This is a genomic window from Clostridioides sp. GD02367 (assembly GCF_045900275.1).
Lineage (GTDB): Bacteria > Bacillota > Clostridia > Peptostreptococcales > Peptostreptococcaceae > Clostridioides > Clostridioides difficile_A.
Genome location: NZ_JBJODK010000003.1, coordinates 1 through 17,628, shown reverse-complemented (window position 1 = coordinate 17,628; position 17,628 = coordinate 1). Strand labels below are relative to the sequence as shown.

Below are 17,628 nucleotides of genomic sequence, written 5' to 3'. Positions count from 1 at the left end.
TCGCCGCTAAGCTGTAAGCCTACGCTATCAGTTTATCTTTTAAATATAATTAAGATATTCTTATTCTTTGTGGTTGTTTTAATATTTGAGGATTATCCTTCAACTTGGATAAGTCAACTATTTGTGATTTTTTTAATATATTAAGACTAGCATTTACATCTGCATTTATAATCATACCAACACTGGATTTATATTGACCTCGAGTTATTCTTTCTCCCTTAAAATCATATTTTTGTGCATTATCCAAATTGATATCAGGCAGAAAATCATCAGCAAAAAAGTCAGATTTACTAGTATAACTTTCTTCTTGTCTAATAAAATTAATATTTTTTATTTTGCATAGATATTCTAACTTTCCTTTTATCTCTCCAAAAGGAATTCTTATAAAATTTCTATATATTTTCCTCTCCACATTATCACTTTTCTCTAATTTAGCATTATATCCTACTATTAAGTTTCCAATATTATTTTTTATACAGTAATCAATTATGTAAAAACAAGTTTTATTTACATAATCCTTAACTTGATTATTCCTTTTATTCCAGACTTTAAATTGCTTTCTTGTAATTGCTGTTACATTCTTTTTTAATTTTAAAGCTTCTATTTTATCATTCTGTTTATTTGCCCATTGATTCACAGATTTAAGCCTTTTTCCATCTATGATAAAACTATCACCTAAATTTGTAACACATGTACATAAGTTTTCTAAACCTAAATCTATAGCTAGTGCATTTTTTTGATTTGAAACTTCCTCTGATTTCGGTATCTCATAACAATACTGAATTTCAAAGAACCTAGCCTTATGTTTAGGTATTATTCTTATTTCTTTAATCTTTTTTTCTAATATATTTTGAGGAACTTTTATACTTACTTTCCCATATAATTTTTTAAATGCTGGAGACATGGGTATATTTAGAATGCCATCTTCTTTAATTCTTATTTGACCTATTATTATACTAAAGAATCCTTCCTTATCAAGGTATTTAGGTGATTTTATTCCTCTAAAATCATACTTACCTTCTTTAGCTAATTTGATTAATCCAAAAAAAGACCTAAACGAACTATCAACTTCTTTTAATATCTGTTGAGCTATATTACTATTGAGAAGCTTATAATTTTCATTTTCTTTACATACATGATAGTTGGCTTCATAGTTAAGATGTTCTCCTTGATTAAAATAGTGTTGTCTAACATTGTATGTCCCAACATTATATAAGTTTTTTGCTAAGAAGCACATCTCTCGTAGAGCTTGATATTCTTTTTTAGTTAAGTTTTTTAATTGTTGTCTTTGAGTTCCATAGTGTATATTTTTTATTCTACTTGGCATAAACTCACCTCCTTTAGAATATACTCTACTAGACATTATATATGGTATTTTTACAAAACGCCATATATAATGTCTATTTAGTTACTTTATTTTACAAAATAATTTAAATTTACATATTTTTATATATTATATTACATATTATAATGGTTTGTTATTGTTTTTCATTCCCATATAAACTTTTTCAAATGTCATAGGAAGCTCTCTCATACGAACTCCAGTAGCATTGAATATTGCATTTGCTATTGCAGGAGCTGGTGTATGTATTACTATCTCTCCTAATGATTTAGCACCATAAGGGCCTCCTGGGTCGAAATTGTCAGCAAAATCTACCAATATATTTCCTACTTCTTTTTTTGTAGGAACTTTGTATTGTAAAAAACTATCTGTTAATAATCTTCCATCTTTATCAAATCTAGGGTCTTCATACATTGCAAACCCTATACCCATCATTACTCCACCTTCTACTTGTATTCTAGCTAAAGTTGGATTTATAACAGTTCCACAATCAGGTACACATGCAAAATTTATTACCTTATATTCACCTGTATTTTTATCTAATTCTATCTCTGCAAATCCTGCTATAAATGGTTTTATTCTTTTTAACATACCAAAAGACTCTGTCGCTTCCAAGACTACTGGCACATCATCACTAGCAAAGCCTATGCCTCCTACTGATTCCCTACCTAATTCTTCCAATAACACAAATTTACTATTATCATTTTTAACAAAAACTCTATCTTTTCCCAACTCTAAATCTTCTTTTTTAAATCCTAGCTTTAATTCTGCCACTGAAAGTAATATTTCTTTTAATTTATTTGCTGTCTTTATAGTTGCATTTCCTGTAACTGTTGTTGTACAAGAAGCAAATGCTCCTGTATCATATGGACATAAATCTGAGTCCCCCGTATAAACAGATATTCTATCTACAGTAGTATTCAAAGTTTCAGCAGCAATTTGTGCTTGAATTGTATCAGCTCCTTGACCTAAATCAGCAAGACCAGATAACAACTTGTATGTTCCATCTTCATCCATGCGTATAGTCACTGTTGCCATATCTACACGTGGTATACCAGAACCATGATTTGCAACTGCCATACCTACTGCTCTTACCTTGTTATTTCCTATATCTTTACATGGATACTTAGCATCCCAATTTATTAATTTTTTACCTTTTTCTATACATTGTTTTAACTCACAACTTAATATTTCTTCTTCAGCTGCTTTTCCAGTAGTGTATCTATCTATTATATTTTTAACTCTAAATTCAAGCGGGTCCATTCCAATCTTATTGGCTAATTCATCAATAGCACTATCTATTGCAAATATTCCTTGTGTAGCACCATATCCTCTAAGAGCTCCTGCTGGTAACCTATTAGTATAAACTGTTCTAGCATCAAATCTAACAGCATCAATATCATTGTATATTGGTAATGTATTATGTCCAGATTCGGAAGAAACAGAAACACCATTACCACCATAAGCACCCGTATTATTTAATGATTTTAATTCTATTGCCTTTAAATTTCCTTCTTTATCTGCACCCACTCTAACATCAAAAAACATTTCATGTCTACTATTAGAGCCTACAAAAGTTTCACCTCTTGTAAAAACGAATTTTGCCGGTCTACCAGTTTTCATAGTAACGAATGCAGTGAATATATCTGTAGCTGCTATATTCTTTCCTCCAAAGCCGCCACCTATTCTAGGCTTTATCACCCTTATTTTTGAAGATGGTATGCCAAGTACTTTTCTAAGTATTCTCTTTACATTATGTGGTGATTGTAATGATGAAACTACAACAATCCTATCATTTATATCCTTGTATGAATAAGACCTATGAGTTTCCATCATACAATGCGATTGACTTTGAGTTTTATATGAAGCTTCAACCACAAAGTCACTTTCTTCAAGTTTTGCTTCAACATCTCCAAATTCAAAAAACTCTTTAGATACTATATTATTTTTTGCATCCAATCCAAAAGGGTATGGCTCTACTATATCGTCTTCTGGATGTATAACAACCTCATTTCCTTCTGCTTCCTTTGCATTAAACACAGGTTTTAAAATTTCATAATCTACCTTTATCATCTTCAACGCTTTAAGTGCTGTTTTTTCATCTTCTGCTGCCACTAATGCCACTTCATCACCAACAAATCTAACTGTATCTTCAAGCAAAACTCTGTCATAAGGAGATGCTTCTGGCTCTGTTTGACCTGGAACACAATATCTAACTTGTGGTACATCTTTATAAGTATAAATGCCCACAACACCTGGAATTTTTTCAGCTTTTGATGTATCTATATTCTTTATTTTTGCATGTGCATGTGGACTTCTAAGTAATTTTAATGTCAAAACATCTTTATGCATGATGAGGTCTTCAGTATATAGAGGCTTCCCTGTAACAATGGCTGTACTATCTATCTTTCTTATCCCCTTAGTAATCATTATTAGTTTCCTCCCTCAATAACATTATACATCCTTTTAACTAGTGCACTTGCCATGTCTATTCTATAATCTTTACTAGCTCTCATATTACTTCCATAAGTTAATTCCTCACTTGCAATAATAGATGCCTTATCTATATCTTTTTCTTCACTTAATATAGTACTTGCTCCAAGAGCTATTTTTGCCCTTTGAGGTCTCGCTCCAATTGCTATTTTGTAAGTATTATTTTCTTTCAACATGGCTGAGTTTAATATAGGAAAATCTCCTGTACATTTTCTTATTGAATCAAAAACAGCTATTGCATCTCTTTTTGGAAGTATTACCTCAACTAATATGTCTTTACTTAACTTATTATCTAAAAACTCATTTAATTCTAAGACTCCTTCTTTGTATAATCTTACCTTTGCTCCAACAACTAAAAGTGCTGGTATTAAATCAGAAAAACCGTACTTTGAAAATACACTAGCACCAATTCTAACACCTTGTCTAAATTGAACTCCTACTATATTAGAAACAGCACTTGAAACTATTCCACTACAGTAATTTTTAATAGTTTTATCAATTTCTAAACTTCTAAGAGATGTATCTGCACCTATAAGAATATTTTTCTCATCTTCCCTTATATAATTTAGATTTATCGCCTTTAAATCTATGGCTGTTCCTATATTCTTATTACTTAATTTTATAAATCCGCACCCACCTAGAATAACATTATTCTTTTTAGAAGTTAAAATTTTATATGCTTCTTCTAAGCTTTCTGGAACTGTATATTCTTTTATAGTAACCATCTTATCCCCCTGTCATCATACTTATTAAAAATTGAAACTTTTAAATCTATCTTTTAATTTATATCAATAAATGTGATATGTCTGATTCACATTTATTAACTCTTTACATTATAAATTTTCCTTTTTATCTTCAACTTTGTTATTCCTACTTTTCGGAAATTTTACCATATACAAAGCTTGAACTATTATGGCTACCATTGCTCCTGAAACTACACTTGAATCTGCAAATAAGGTTTCTATAAACTTTGGAAACTTTTCAAGAACTTGAGGAGCCACCATAAATCCTATGCCAGAAGCCATAGAAAGACCTAATATCATGCTATTTTCTTGATTGAACCCATCCATACTAACAAGTCTTAAACCAGATGTTGTAAGGGTTGAAAATATAACAAGTGTTGCTCCCCCAACCACACAAGGAGGAATGGTTCTTATCAAATTAGCTAGCAAAGGTGATATTCCTGCCAAAAATAGCCCAATTCCCCCAATAGCCAATACAAATTTACTTACAATTTTCGTATTGGAAACGATTGCAGAATTTTGACCAAACATCCCCATTGGAGTTGCAGAAAATAATGCACCTATCGTAGATAGTACTCCATTTCCTAAAACAGCAGAAGAAAGTTCTTCATCTGTTACTTGTCTATTGAGTCCCCCTACTGCAGAAAGCGTACATGCACCCATAATATCTGCTATTTCAACCAAATATATTATTGAAAACATCACTACAACTTCGATTCTTATATCTAGACCAAAAATAAGTGGTTTTGGAAGCGCTACCAAAGTAAACTCTTGAATTGAAGAAAAATTTACAATACCCAAAATTAGTGATAAAATGTATCCAAAAATTATACTAACTAATATTGATGCATCTTTAAACAATCCTCTTCCATACTTGTTTAATCCTAATATCATAAGAGATACAGAGATTCCAACTATAAAATTAATTGGCTGTCCAAAAGTTTCATTTCCCATACCTCCAGCTAAGTTTTTTATAGCTATTGGAAAAAGTCCAAGACCCATACATGCGACTATTGTTCCAGATACAACTGGAGTAAATATAAATCGTATTTTTTTAAGACCAAAACCAATTATAATTATTACTATTCCAGCTATTATTTGAGAACCAAATAAGACTGGCAACCCATACTTTCCTGCAACAGAGACTCCAGCTCCTATAAACATAGCTGTAGCTCCCATTATAACTGGTATCCCTCCCCCTAATTTAAATCCTTTAAATAGAGGTATTGGATATAATTGTAATAAAGTTGATATTCCTGCAAAAACTAGTGCTGCTTGAATCAAGAGTGTTGACATTTTATGATCAAGCCCAGCTGCATTTGCAACCAATATAGCTGGTAAACAACTTCCTATTACCATCGCCATTAAGTGTTGTAACCCTAAAGGTACGGCTTCCTTTAGTGGTGGTATTCCGTCTAATTCAAATTTTGATGTACTTTTTGCTTTCATAATAAAAACTCCCGTTACATAAAACTTATTGAATTATATAAATACTTAAAAATCTAATATATTAAATTAAATGACGTTTATAAATTTTGATTACACTTCCTTATACATTTAAGTCTTTACTCTTAAAGAATACGTACAATAAATTTAATTATTAACAAATAAACTTATTCTATCATTTTGTATATGTTATTATACAGTAGCTTACAAACATAAGAATATTATAGCTATGAATTTTTAATTTTTTACAATAAATTTAATCCAAGTTAAATCTTTCAATCTTAATAATTATAAGTTATAAGTTTTCATAAGTATTTATATTTTGTAAGTTTTAAACATTTACCTATAAACGCTACTTTATAGATGCCACTTTAAATCCAGTGACCTCATACTTTCATATGAGCGTAGACTATTTCTTCATCTTCAGCATTACCTGTTAAGAGCAACCCGTTTCCACTATCAATAGCTTATAGTGTACTCTCTCTCGAGATAGTCGTTTGACCTTCCTATTTCTAGGCTTGGCGACCAAATGTCCATTATTAAGTACTTAGGCTCTCACCATATACCATCCTTACTATTGTTTCTGGTTTTCACCACATTCATAAAAGTTTCTTTCTATCTTTTATTGTAGTTGCAAGGCTTTAGGATTTACTGGTTTTAAAGTTGTGTCCTACATAGATTTCTCCATGTACGGGGCCAAAAGTACAACTCATTTAATATACTTTGCTTTACCCCCTGTAAATAATATTATTTACTCTTTCACTGTTTTTGTTATTAAATTAATTAAATGATAATTAATCTAAGCATAAAATAATTTTTTAATTTAAACTCAAAATATTTATGAATATTTTATAATATAATTCTCATAAGACAGAAAAACTTAATAAGCTATGTATCTCAGTTGTATCAATGTACTCTCCTTTACTATATTTGTACCTGCAACATAAAACATACAAGTTTCTATCTATTTTATAGATATATATTAATATCTATAATTAAAATAGTAATATTGTTTGTGTAATAAGAGCTTTATTTACATTACTATTTATAGTTTTTATAGAGCAATTTTAATGCCAATATTTACGTATATTTATTTGTTATAAAATTTTTGTAATTTTATTGATAAAATTTTACTTATTTCAACCGTTCTATCAAATTTTCGCATTTAAATTTTAAGTTTTATTTTTATAATTTCATTATATCTACATAAAAAAAGACCTTAAAATAAAATTTTAACGGTCTTTTCTCAAATTTTTATTTTCATTTCTAAAATTTATAATAAATAACAGTAACATTATAAGCCTTTTTTATATAATATTTTTTATTTTGTGGATGATAAATTAGTGAATTAAGATATTATCTGACTGATTTTAGTTTAACAATATCACTCCAATTTTTACTAGTAGCTAACTCTACTAAATTTAAATCTCTTCTTATTTCAGAAACATCTTCTTTTATAGCATTTGTATCACCTTTTATATATGCTATATTATGCTCCATACTATCATGAGTAGCTTTATTTATTTCAGAATTATGTAATAAGCTTCCTAAAATATTGCTCTGCTCTTCCTGTATCTCTTTCATTGATTTTTCTTCACGTTCTAGAACATCAATCTTTACTTCAATTCCATATAATTTCTCATTTGCTGTAGATATTTCGTCCTTAATTCCACTCATATCTTCACTAATATTATTTATTTTGCTTTGCATAGAGTTCATCTCTGATTTAACTCCAGATATATCTTCTTTCATCGCAATCATATCTTGTTTTACATCAGACATATCTTCTTTTACCATACTTGTCTCCTGTTTTAATCCAGTTATTTCTTTTTTCATTAAATTTACTTCTTGCTTCACTTCAGACATATCTTCTTTTAGAACAGTTATCTCTTGTTTTACTTCAGATATATCGCTCTTTAATACAGTTATCTCTTGTTTCATTTCAGACATATCGTCCTTTAACATTGTTATCTCTTGTTTCATTTCAGACATATCGTCTTTTACCACAGTTATTTCTTGTTTTACTTCAGACATATCGCTCTTTAATGCAGTTATTTCTTGTTTTACTTCAGACATATCTTCTTTTATACTAACTACATCTTTATTTATAATATGTAATAATTCTAAAATCTTATCTTGCACTTACATCACCATCCCTATTAATTATTATAACATTTTATACAAATGCTATACAATGTTAACATATCTATAAAACAATTATTAATAATTAATCAAAATATAAAATAATTTCAAATAAACCTATTTTTCATTGTTGAAATGATGAAAATATACTTAATTTCATACAAAAAGGGTGCCTCATGAACTAAAAAGTTCATCTTGAGACACACCCTTTTATTTCTATATAAAGTTTTATTTTTTAATTATTCTTTACAAAATAACCTATGCATTCAATTCTGAACATGAAATTTTTCTTCCAAGTGCTTTTGGTTTACAAACTGATATGCAAAGACCACAGTATCTACACTCTTCTTCATTTAACTCCATCTTATCATTTAATTTTCTTGCTTGATATGCACATACTCTCTCACACATCTTACATTTAGTACATTTTTCTTCATCATAAGTAAATTCAAAGCTAAGTCTTTCATTTACGTCGCCCATATGCTTATGTACTATACCACAAGCATTTTCTATAGTATTATACCCTAGTCTATTAAGATTAGATTTTAAGTCATCATGTATTTTAGATATTACTTGTGCACCTTTTAAAATTACCACTGAACATATACCAACAAAGTCAGCACCTGCCATAATCATTTCTAATGCATCATCTCCACTAACACATCCACCTAAACCAATTATTGGTATATTGACTTCTTTTTTTATTTCATAGATTCTTTGTAAAGTTATTGGCTTAATAGTTTCTCCACTTAGATATCCTATTCCGTTTCCACCTAATAAAGGTTGACCAGTTTCTATGTCTATTCTAAATGCTGGTCCTACAGAATCACAAGCAGTTATTGCATCTGCTCCTGCTTCTTCTAATTTTTTAGCAAAAGCTCCTATTTCATCTATCATAGGAGGAAGTTTAACTATTACTGGTATATTTACTTTTTCTTTAGCATCTTTAAGCATTGGTATCAAATCTCTATAGTCATAAGATACTAATTCAATAAAGTCAGCTCCTGCATTTGCAACTTTCTCTACTAATTCACTGCTTTCTTCGATTGTATGACCTATTGAAGCTATACAGACAGTCCCATCTTTTTTCATTTGTGGTATTTCAAAATCTATCCATTGTTCTGGTTCAAAATCTGTCCATTTCTCATTATTTAAAAGAGCATTAGTTGTATTTCTAACCATATGTGGTGCTGGATTTATAGCTCTTTCTTTTCTTATAGTCTTAGTAACAACTGCCCCTGCTCCTGCATCACTTAATATTTTACATCCAGCTGCACTATATGTTAATGGTCCTGAACCTATTATAAGTGGTGATTTTAATTCTTTACCTAAAAAATTGTACATTATCTGCTTCCCCTTTTCATTTATATTTACATTCATTAAAATTTCCAAAATTCACAAGCAACTTCTTTCATCTCTTTAACAATAGCTTTTTTATCTAAATCAACTAATTGTTTTTCTTTTAAAATATGTCTACCATCTATGTATACATTTGATATAAATTCTTTTTTACCTTGTACTACTATCTGGTCAAATATGTTATCAAGAGTTACAGGAGTTTTGAATTCATCTTCCATAACTATTATATCAGCCTTATTGCCAGCTACTATTTTACCAGATTTTTGAAGACCTAGTGCATGAGCACCATACTCTGTTGCCATTTTAAAGACCATATTTGCTGGCATTACAGATGCATCTTCTTCGACTGATTTGTGCATTAAGAATGCACCTCTCATAACTTCAAAAAAATCATTTATATATCCATCTGTACCAAGTGCTACTTTTATACCTTTTTTAATCATTTTTGGTACTGGAGAAAAACCTCCACCTACTTCGCAGTTGCTAAGAGGCATATGAACCACTTTTACGCCTTTTTCTTTTAATATCTCTATCTCTTCATCATTTACTTTTACACACTGAGAAGCTAATACAGTTTCATCCAATATCTCTAAATCATTATAGTATTCAACAGCTTTTTTACCAAAATGTTTTTCAGCATAGTTTGGTTCATATATACTCTCACATAAATGGAATTGCATTGGCGCATCTAATTTTTTTGCATCTTCTTTAGCTTGCTTAATAAATTTATCTGAACATGTAAAACTTGTATGAGTACACATTATTCCATTTATTAATTTACTATTTTCTCTACTCCACTTTATCAAATTAGAATTTTCATCTAAACATCTAAGCGCATTTTCATAACTTATTCTCTCGCAACTTTCTAGGGATAAAACCGCTTTCATCCCTATCTCTTCTAATATTTTACCTTGCTCAATTAAAGTTCCTACCTCTGTATTTGGAGCCTCTAGAGTATCACAAAAAGCTACTACACCAGATTCTATAAGCTCTATTGCTGATGCTTTAGTTGTTGCCTTTACTTCTTTTAATCCTATTCTGTTTTCTATAAATGGCCACCAATAATCATTTAAAAAACCTTCAAAATCAGTAAAATGTACGTTTGCAGGTATTCCTCTAGAAAGCACTCCATATTGGTGCATGTGACCATTAATGAATCCTGGCATTACTATAGCATCCGATTTATCTATTATTCGTTCAATATTTTTGTACTTTATTTCAACTTCTTCATTTGGTAATATATCTTTTATAATGTCATTTTCTACTACAACAGCATAATTTGTATATATTTCATCAGCAGAAGATATTAAGTATTTACTTTTTATAGCAATCATTTATTTTCCCCCCTGATTTAATTTTTTCATAGCCATATAAACTTTCTCAGAAGTTATAGGAAGTTCTCTTACACGAACTCCAGTAGCATTATATATTGCATTTGCTATTGCTGGTGCTGGTGTATGAATAACTATTTCCCCTAAAGATTTAGCTCCATATGGACCTGTTGGATCATAACTATCTACAAAATCAACAAATATATTTCCTATATCTTTTTTTGTTGGAACTTTGTATTGTAATAAATTAGAAGTCTGAAGCTTTCCATCAGAACCATGTCTAGGGTCTTCATACATTGCAAGCCCTATACCTTGAGTTACACCACCTTCAACTTGTATTCTAGCAAGTGCAGGATTCATAACTGTACCACAATCAGTAGAACAGGCATAATTTATTACTTTAAACTCACCTGTCGTTTTGTCTAACTCAATTTCAGCAAATCCTGCTAAGAATGGTTTCGCACTCTCTTGTATTCCATATGATTCAGATGAATATAAAACCTCTTGATTTCCACCACCAACAGATTCTCTTCCTAATTCACTTAACAATACAAACTTATCTACATCTTCACTATAGCAAACTCTGTCCTCATATAGTATTAAATCATCTATTGGTAAATCTAGTTTCTTCTGTGCTACTTTTAATATCTTTTGTTTTAAACTTTCAGCAGATTTTATTGTAGCATTTCCAGTTACATAAGTAGTACAAGAAGCATATGCACCAGTATCATATGGACACATATCTGTATCTCCTGTATAAACAGAAATTCTATCAATAGATGTATTCAATGCTTTTGCAGCTATTTGAGCAAGTATTGTGTCAGAACCAGTTCCTAAGTCTGAAGACCCAGAAAACAACTTATAAGTTCCATCTTCATCCATTCTCATATTTACTATTGCCATATCTATGTTAGCTATACCAGAACCATGAGTTCCCACAGACATTCCAACAGCTCTTACTTTGTTGTTTCCAATCTCTCTGACAGGATATTTTTCATCCCATCCAATAAGTTTCTTTCCTCTAATTATACATTCATCAAGTGCACAACTTCTGATTGGAAAATTCATTATTCCGCCTTCAGTTTGCTTTTTTATAATATTTTTCAATTTTATTTCTGTTGGGTCCATATTAAGTTTATGTGCTAATTCATCGATTGCACAATCAAGTGCGAATGTACCTTGTGTTGCTCCGTATCCTCTTAATGCTCCCCCTGGAACTAAATTAGTATACACAGTTCTTCCATCAAATTTTATTGCAGGTACATTGTTATATGTTGGAAGTACATTATGCCCTGATTCAGAACAAACTGAAGGTCCATTATCTCCATAAGCACCTGTATTGTTCAAGGCTTTCATATCTATAGCTTTTATATTTCCTTCTTTATCTGACCCAATCTTTATATCAAAAAACATCTGATGTCTAGTATTAGTCATTGCAAAAGTTTCTTCTCTAGTATAAATAAGCTTTGCTGGTCTTTTTGTCATCCAAGTCACAAATGATGCATATATCTCCGTTACAGCTATATTTTTTCCACCAAAACCTCCACCTATTCTTGGTTTTATTACTCTCACTTTTGAAAGAGGTATTCCCAATGCTCTAGAAACCTGTCTTCTCATATGATAAGCTGATTGATTTGCAGAAGTTACTACTAATCTACCATTCGTATCTATATACGTATAAGCTCTATGAGTTTCCATCATACAATGGGCTTGTGATTGAGTCATATAAGAATGTTCTACTATTACATCACTTTCTTTAAACTCTTTTTCTACATCCCCTTTACCCATTTTTTCTCTTGATACAATGTTTTTTGTAGCATCTAATCCAAAATCAAATGGACAAAACAAATCATCTTCTTCATGGATTAAGGTTTTATTTCCTTCTGATTCTCTTGCATCCAATATAGGAGTCATTACTTCATATTCTACTTTTATAAGTTTCATAGCTTTAATAGCAGACCTTTCATCTTCAGCAGCTATTATAGCAACCTCATCTCCTACATATCTAACTATATCTTCAAGTATTAATTGGTCATGAGGTGAGGCTTCTGGATATGATTCACCAACCATTGAATATCTATAATTTGGCACATCTTTGTAAGTGAATATATCTACTACACCTTTTACTTTTAATGCATTTTTTATATCGATGTTTTTTATCTTTGCAAAAGCATGTGGACTTCTAAGAAGTTTAATAGTCAAAACATCTTTATGAAAGATTAAATCTTCTGTATATATTGGTTTTCCAGTAATAATGGCTTCACTATCTATTTTTCTTACTTCTTTATTTACCATCACACTCACCTCCAATACTATTATACATTCTTACTACTAAAGCTTTTGCCATGTCTTTTCTATACTCTTTACTTCCTCTTATATTGCTTCCAAATGAAAGTTCTTCACTTGATACTTCTCCAGCTTTTTCTATATCATTTTCTAAGCTTAATATTTCACTTGCTTTATAGGCAATTTTTGCTCTTCTTGGTCTAGCTCCTATTGCAATTTTATAAGTACTTCCTTCTTTTAACATTGCTCCATTTAATACTGCAAAATCACCTGTACATTTTCTTATAGAATCAAATACACCTATAGCATCTTTTTTAGGTAATATAATTTCTATTAATATATCTTTTTCAAGTTCACTTTCTAAAAAATCAGCTAAGTTCATAACCCCTTTTTTATATAACCTAACCTTTGCATCTACTACTAGTAATGAAGGTATTAAATCTGAAAATCCATACTTAGCAAATACGCTAGCTCCTACTCTAGCTCCACTTCTAAATTGAACTCCTACTATATTAGAAACAGCATTTGAAATTACTCCATTACAGTAATTTTTAATAACCTTATTTAATTCTAAAGTTCTTAAACTTGTATCTGCTCCAATTAATATGCTATCATCAGTTTCATTTATATAATCCAAAGCCAAGTCTTTTAAATCTATTGCTAAACCAATATTTTTATTACCTAACTTTAAAAATCCGCAGCCTCCAAGTATTATGTTATTTTTTCTTGATATTAGCAGTTCATAAGCTTCATCTAAACTTTTTGGAACTACATATTCCTTTATAGTTATCATATTCTCTCCCCATATCAATTTAATTTTCACTTAAAAACTTAAGTGTTCAAATATTTATGTATTGCTCTTAATTGACCTTTATATCCTGTGCATCTACAAAGGTTGCCATTTACATAATCTATAACTTCTTCTTCAGTTGGATTTTGAAGTTCTCTTTTCATAGCCAAAACCATCATTATAAATCCAGGAGCACAAAATCCACATTGGTCAGCTCCTTCATCTGCAAGAAAATCCCCAAAGTTCTTTGCTTCATCCAAAACACCTTCAAGCGTTGTTATATGTTGACCATCTACTCTTGCAGTAAGATAGTTGCAAGAAAGTACTGCCTTGTCATTCACCATTACTGTACATAGTCCACATGAACCTGTATCGCATCCTTTTTTAACACTTACATACCCATTTTCTCTTAGTGTATCTGCTAAAAAATCATCTGGTCTTATACTTAATTCTTTTTCTTTATTATTTATGGTACATTTGATAATCAAATAAATCACCTCAAAACTCATATTTTTAAGCCAAAGTTTTTATTCTACTTCTTTATGAATAAAATCAAATTTATTAATAAAGGCTATTCCATTTATGACCTTCCATTCTATTCTTTATAGTTCCTCTTACACAAAGTCTCTCAGCTGTATCTTGAGCATCTTTTAATGCTTTCTCTTCATTAGCTGTTAATATTTTTGAATCTTCCATTATTATATTTCCATCTACTATAACTCCCTCTATATTTTTCATACTAGAAGAATATACTAATGTAGATACTGGATTATGCATAGGTATTGCTTTTGGTGAAAGCATTGGATTAAATATTAGTAAATCTGCTTTCTTACCTATTTCTAATGACCCTATCTCATCTTCCATTCCAATAGCTCTTGCCCCATCTATAGTTGCTAACTCAAGAACTTTTTCTGCTGACATTGCTAATGGATCACACTTATTAACTTTATGTTGAAGTGCTGTTAATTTCATAAGTTCAAGCATATCTTGAGAGTTATTACTAGCAGCTCCATCTACTCCTAAACTAACTGTTATTCCTTTTTTAAGCATTTCTGGTACTGGTGCAACACCTGAAGATAAGTACATATTACTTGCTGTATTATGAGATACTTTCATGTCATATTTTTTAGTAAGTTCCATATCTTTTTCAGTTAAATACACACAATGTACCATAAGTACATTTGGTCCAAGTATTCCTAATTTTTCTAAAACATCTATGTCATATTGCCCATGCAATTCTTTTGCAGCTTCTCTATCAAAAGGAGTTTCTGATATGTGTACTGTAAATAAAGCATCATCATATTCTTTTACTACTCTCCATAGCATCTCAAGCATTTCTTGAGAATTTGACCATATTGCTGCGGGAGCTACTCCTATTTTGATTCTTCCATTTTCTGTATTATGGTGTTTTTCAAATAATCTTCTTACATCTTTTTCAACCGTTTCTACATCTTGCATTATTCCAGGATGAACTCCAAATTGAGCACCTGTATTCATACATCCTCTTCCAAGTATTCCTCTTATTCCTAATTCTTTATAAGCATCTATTATTCCATCGCAAAGACCTGGTTTACTGTGAGGATACATATAGTCAACCATAGTTGTTATACCACTTCTAAGTCCTTCAATACATCCAAGCATTGCAGCATCATAAGTATCTTTTGGTTCTAAATAGTTAGCTGCTGGAAAAGTCATAGTTTCTAACCAGTCTTTAAGTACCATATCATCTCCCAATCCTTTTAATAAAGTCTGGAATAAGTGATTATGTGTATTTATAAAACCTGGGAATAGAACTTTACCCTTAGCATCTATTACCTTTTTAACATCTGTATATTTACTTTCTATTTCCTTAGAATTCCCAATATCAGCAATCTTGTTATCCTTTACTACTAACGCCCCATCAAAAATAACTTCTCTCTCTTTATTTACAGTTACTATTATGGCATTCTTAATAAGTATATCCATCATTCTTATTTCCCCCCGCATTATTTAGTAATTTTTCTTTTAATGTATTGACCCATTGCTTGTTCTTTAATATTACAACTTTGTACTACATGGTTTCCTCTCAAAAACACATCTTCTACTTTACATTTGATATTAAACCCCTCATATGGAGTATAATCTACATTTTGTTTTTGAGTTTGATAGCTAATTGTTTCTTCTTTATCAGTATTCAAAATAACTATATCTGCATCACTTCCTACAGCTATTTCGCCTTTTTTAGGATACATCCCAAATATTTTTGCAGCATTTGTTGAAGTGACTTCTACAAATTTATTTGCACTTATCTTATTTTCTAAAACTCCATATGTATATAAAAGAGATAACCTATGTTCAACACCAGGTGCCCCATTTGGTATCTTACTAAAATCATTAATTCCCAAATCTTTTTGACCCTTAAAATTAAACGAACAATGGTCTGTACCAACTGTTTGTATGTCTCCATTAGCTAAACCTTCCCAAAGGTAACTTATATCTTCTTTTTTTCTTAAAGGAGGAGACATTACATATTTAGCACCCTCAAATTCAGCCTTATCATATAAATCATCTTCTAATAGTAGATACTGTGGACATGTTTCTACTATCATATCTATATTTTTTTCTCTAGCAAATTTCACAGTCTCAAGTGACTCTTTACAACTTAAATGAACTACATAGGATTTTGAGTTTGATAATTTAGTTATATCAGCAAGTCTTGAAACAGATTCTTTTTCAACTATATTAGGTCTGGTAAGCGGATGATATTTGGGTTCTAAATTACCATTTTGTATGTTTTCTTCTATCAATACATCTAGTAAATCACCATTTTCACAATGAAATTCAACTATACAACCTAAGTCTTTAGCTTTCTTTAAAACTTTGTATATAGTTCCATCATCTACTTTCATGCCATCATATGCCATATACATCTTAAAAGATACTATTCCATCTGAAATAAGCTTTTCCATATGAGCAAATGTATCTTTATCCAGACATGTAATTGTCATATGAAATCCATAATCACAATAACAATTTCCACTTGCTTTTTTATGATATGTTTCTACCCCTTGCAGCAGATTTTCACCTTCACTAGCTTCTGCAAAATCTAGTATAGTGGTAGTTCCTCCAGCTATAGCTGCTCTTGTTCCTGTTTCAAAATTGTCAGCAGTAATAATAGAACCTGCATTCATATCAAAATGAGTATGTGTATCTATCCCTCCAGGAATTACAATTCTCCCTGTAGCATCAATAACCTTATCATCATTTATTTCTAGATTATTTCCTATTTCAACTATTTTCTCATCTTCTATCCTTAAATCACTTATATAAGTTTTATCAGAGGTAATTATAGTTCCACCTCTTAGTATTGTTCCCATATATACCTCCTAACTTTTAAGCTTTAAAGTATTATCTAAAGGTGCTATATTAAGCACCTCTAGACTATATTTAAATAATTTATTGTGAACTAAATATTATTTTCCATATACAGATTTTAATATTCCATAGTAGCCTTCTGTTCCTATAAATAATTGTTCTTGCTCAATATATTCATCTATTGTATGAGCAAGATTTTCTTTAGAAGGACCAAATCCTATTGTCTTTATTCCAGCTTCACCTGCATAGTGGCTTCCATTTGTACAGAATGAGTATTGAGTTATTTCTGAATCTATTCCAGCTTCTTTTAATCCTTTATATGCTGCTTGAACAAATTCATCC

At 30.4% G+C, this 17,628-nt stretch carries 13 protein-coding genes; all 13 read right to left on the bottom strand.

Features of this window, described 5'->3' with window-relative positions; genetic code table 11:
• Window positions 1-49: 49 nt before the first annotated feature.
• Window positions 50-1,327 carry an RNA-guided endonuclease TnpB family protein gene (locus Q3223_RS04090; protein WP_054270527.1) on the bottom strand — a complete coding sequence of 426 codons (1,278 nt, stop codon included), beginning with the start codon at window positions 1,325-1,327 and terminating at the stop codon, window positions 50-52.
• 138 nt (window positions 1,328-1,465) lie between these two features.
• A complete protein-coding gene (locus Q3223_RS04085) occupies window positions 1,466-3,772 on the bottom strand; it encodes a xanthine dehydrogenase family protein molybdopterin-binding subunit (RefSeq protein WP_054270528.1) in 2,307 nt (768 codons plus the stop codon).
• 2 nt (window positions 3,773-3,774) lie between these two features.
• Window positions 3,775-4,560, bottom strand: coding sequence for an FAD binding domain-containing protein (locus Q3223_RS04080; RefSeq protein WP_054270529.1), 786 nt, complete (start codon window positions 4,558-4,560; stop codon window positions 3,775-3,777).
• A gap of 108 nt (window positions 4,561-4,668) precedes the next feature.
• Window positions 4,669-6,027, bottom strand: a complete 1,359-nt coding sequence (locus Q3223_RS04075) for a uracil-xanthine permease family protein (RefSeq protein WP_054270530.1) — start codon at window positions 6,025-6,027, stop codon at window positions 4,669-4,671.
• 1,353 nt (window positions 6,028-7,380) lie between these two features.
• A complete protein-coding gene (locus Q3223_RS04070) occupies window positions 7,381-8,166 on the bottom strand; it encodes a hypothetical protein (protein ID WP_223153386.1) in 786 nt (261 codons plus the stop codon).
• 258 nt (window positions 8,167-8,424) lie between these two features.
• Complete coding sequence (locus Q3223_RS04065; protein ID WP_054276878.1) at window positions 8,425-9,510, bottom strand: dihydroorotate dehydrogenase; 1,086 nt, start codon at window positions 9,508-9,510, stop codon at window positions 8,425-8,427.
• Between the two features lie 35 nt (window positions 9,511-9,545).
• Window positions 9,546-10,859, bottom strand: a complete 1,314-nt coding sequence (locus Q3223_RS04060) for an amidohydrolase family protein (RefSeq protein ID WP_223153385.1) — start codon at window positions 10,857-10,859, stop codon at window positions 9,546-9,548.
• Window positions 10,860-13,151, bottom strand: coding sequence for a xanthine dehydrogenase family protein molybdopterin-binding subunit (locus Q3223_RS04055; protein WP_054276880.1), 2,292 nt, complete (start codon window positions 13,149-13,151; stop codon window positions 10,860-10,862).
• Window positions 13,141-13,935, bottom strand: coding sequence for an FAD binding domain-containing protein (locus Q3223_RS04050; RefSeq protein WP_223153384.1), 795 nt, complete (start codon window positions 13,933-13,935; stop codon window positions 13,141-13,143). Before Q3223_RS04050 ends, Q3223_RS04055 begins: the two co-directional genes overlap by 11 nt.
• A gap of 38 nt (window positions 13,936-13,973) precedes the next feature.
• Window positions 13,974-14,420, bottom strand: coding sequence for a 2Fe-2S iron-sulfur cluster-binding protein (locus tag Q3223_RS04045; protein WP_219673789.1), 447 nt, complete (start codon window positions 14,418-14,420; stop codon window positions 13,974-13,976).
• A 73-nt stretch (window positions 14,421-14,493) separates the two neighbouring features.
• On the bottom strand, window positions 14,494-15,900 hold the full coding sequence (locus tag Q3223_RS04040) for an amidohydrolase family protein (RefSeq protein ID WP_054270537.1): 1,407 nt from the start codon (window positions 15,898-15,900) through the stop codon (window positions 14,494-14,496).
• A 17-nt stretch (window positions 15,901-15,917) separates the two neighbouring features.
• A complete protein-coding gene (gene hydA, locus Q3223_RS04035; protein ID WP_223153383.1) occupies window positions 15,918-17,288 on the bottom strand; it encodes a dihydropyrimidinase in 1,371 nt (456 codons plus the stop codon).
• Window positions 17,289-17,384: 96 nt separating this feature from the next.
• The coding region (locus Q3223_RS04030; RefSeq protein ID WP_131067128.1) for a M20/M25/M40 family metallo-hydrolase at window positions 17,385-17,628 on the bottom strand (244 nt) is incomplete at its 5' end.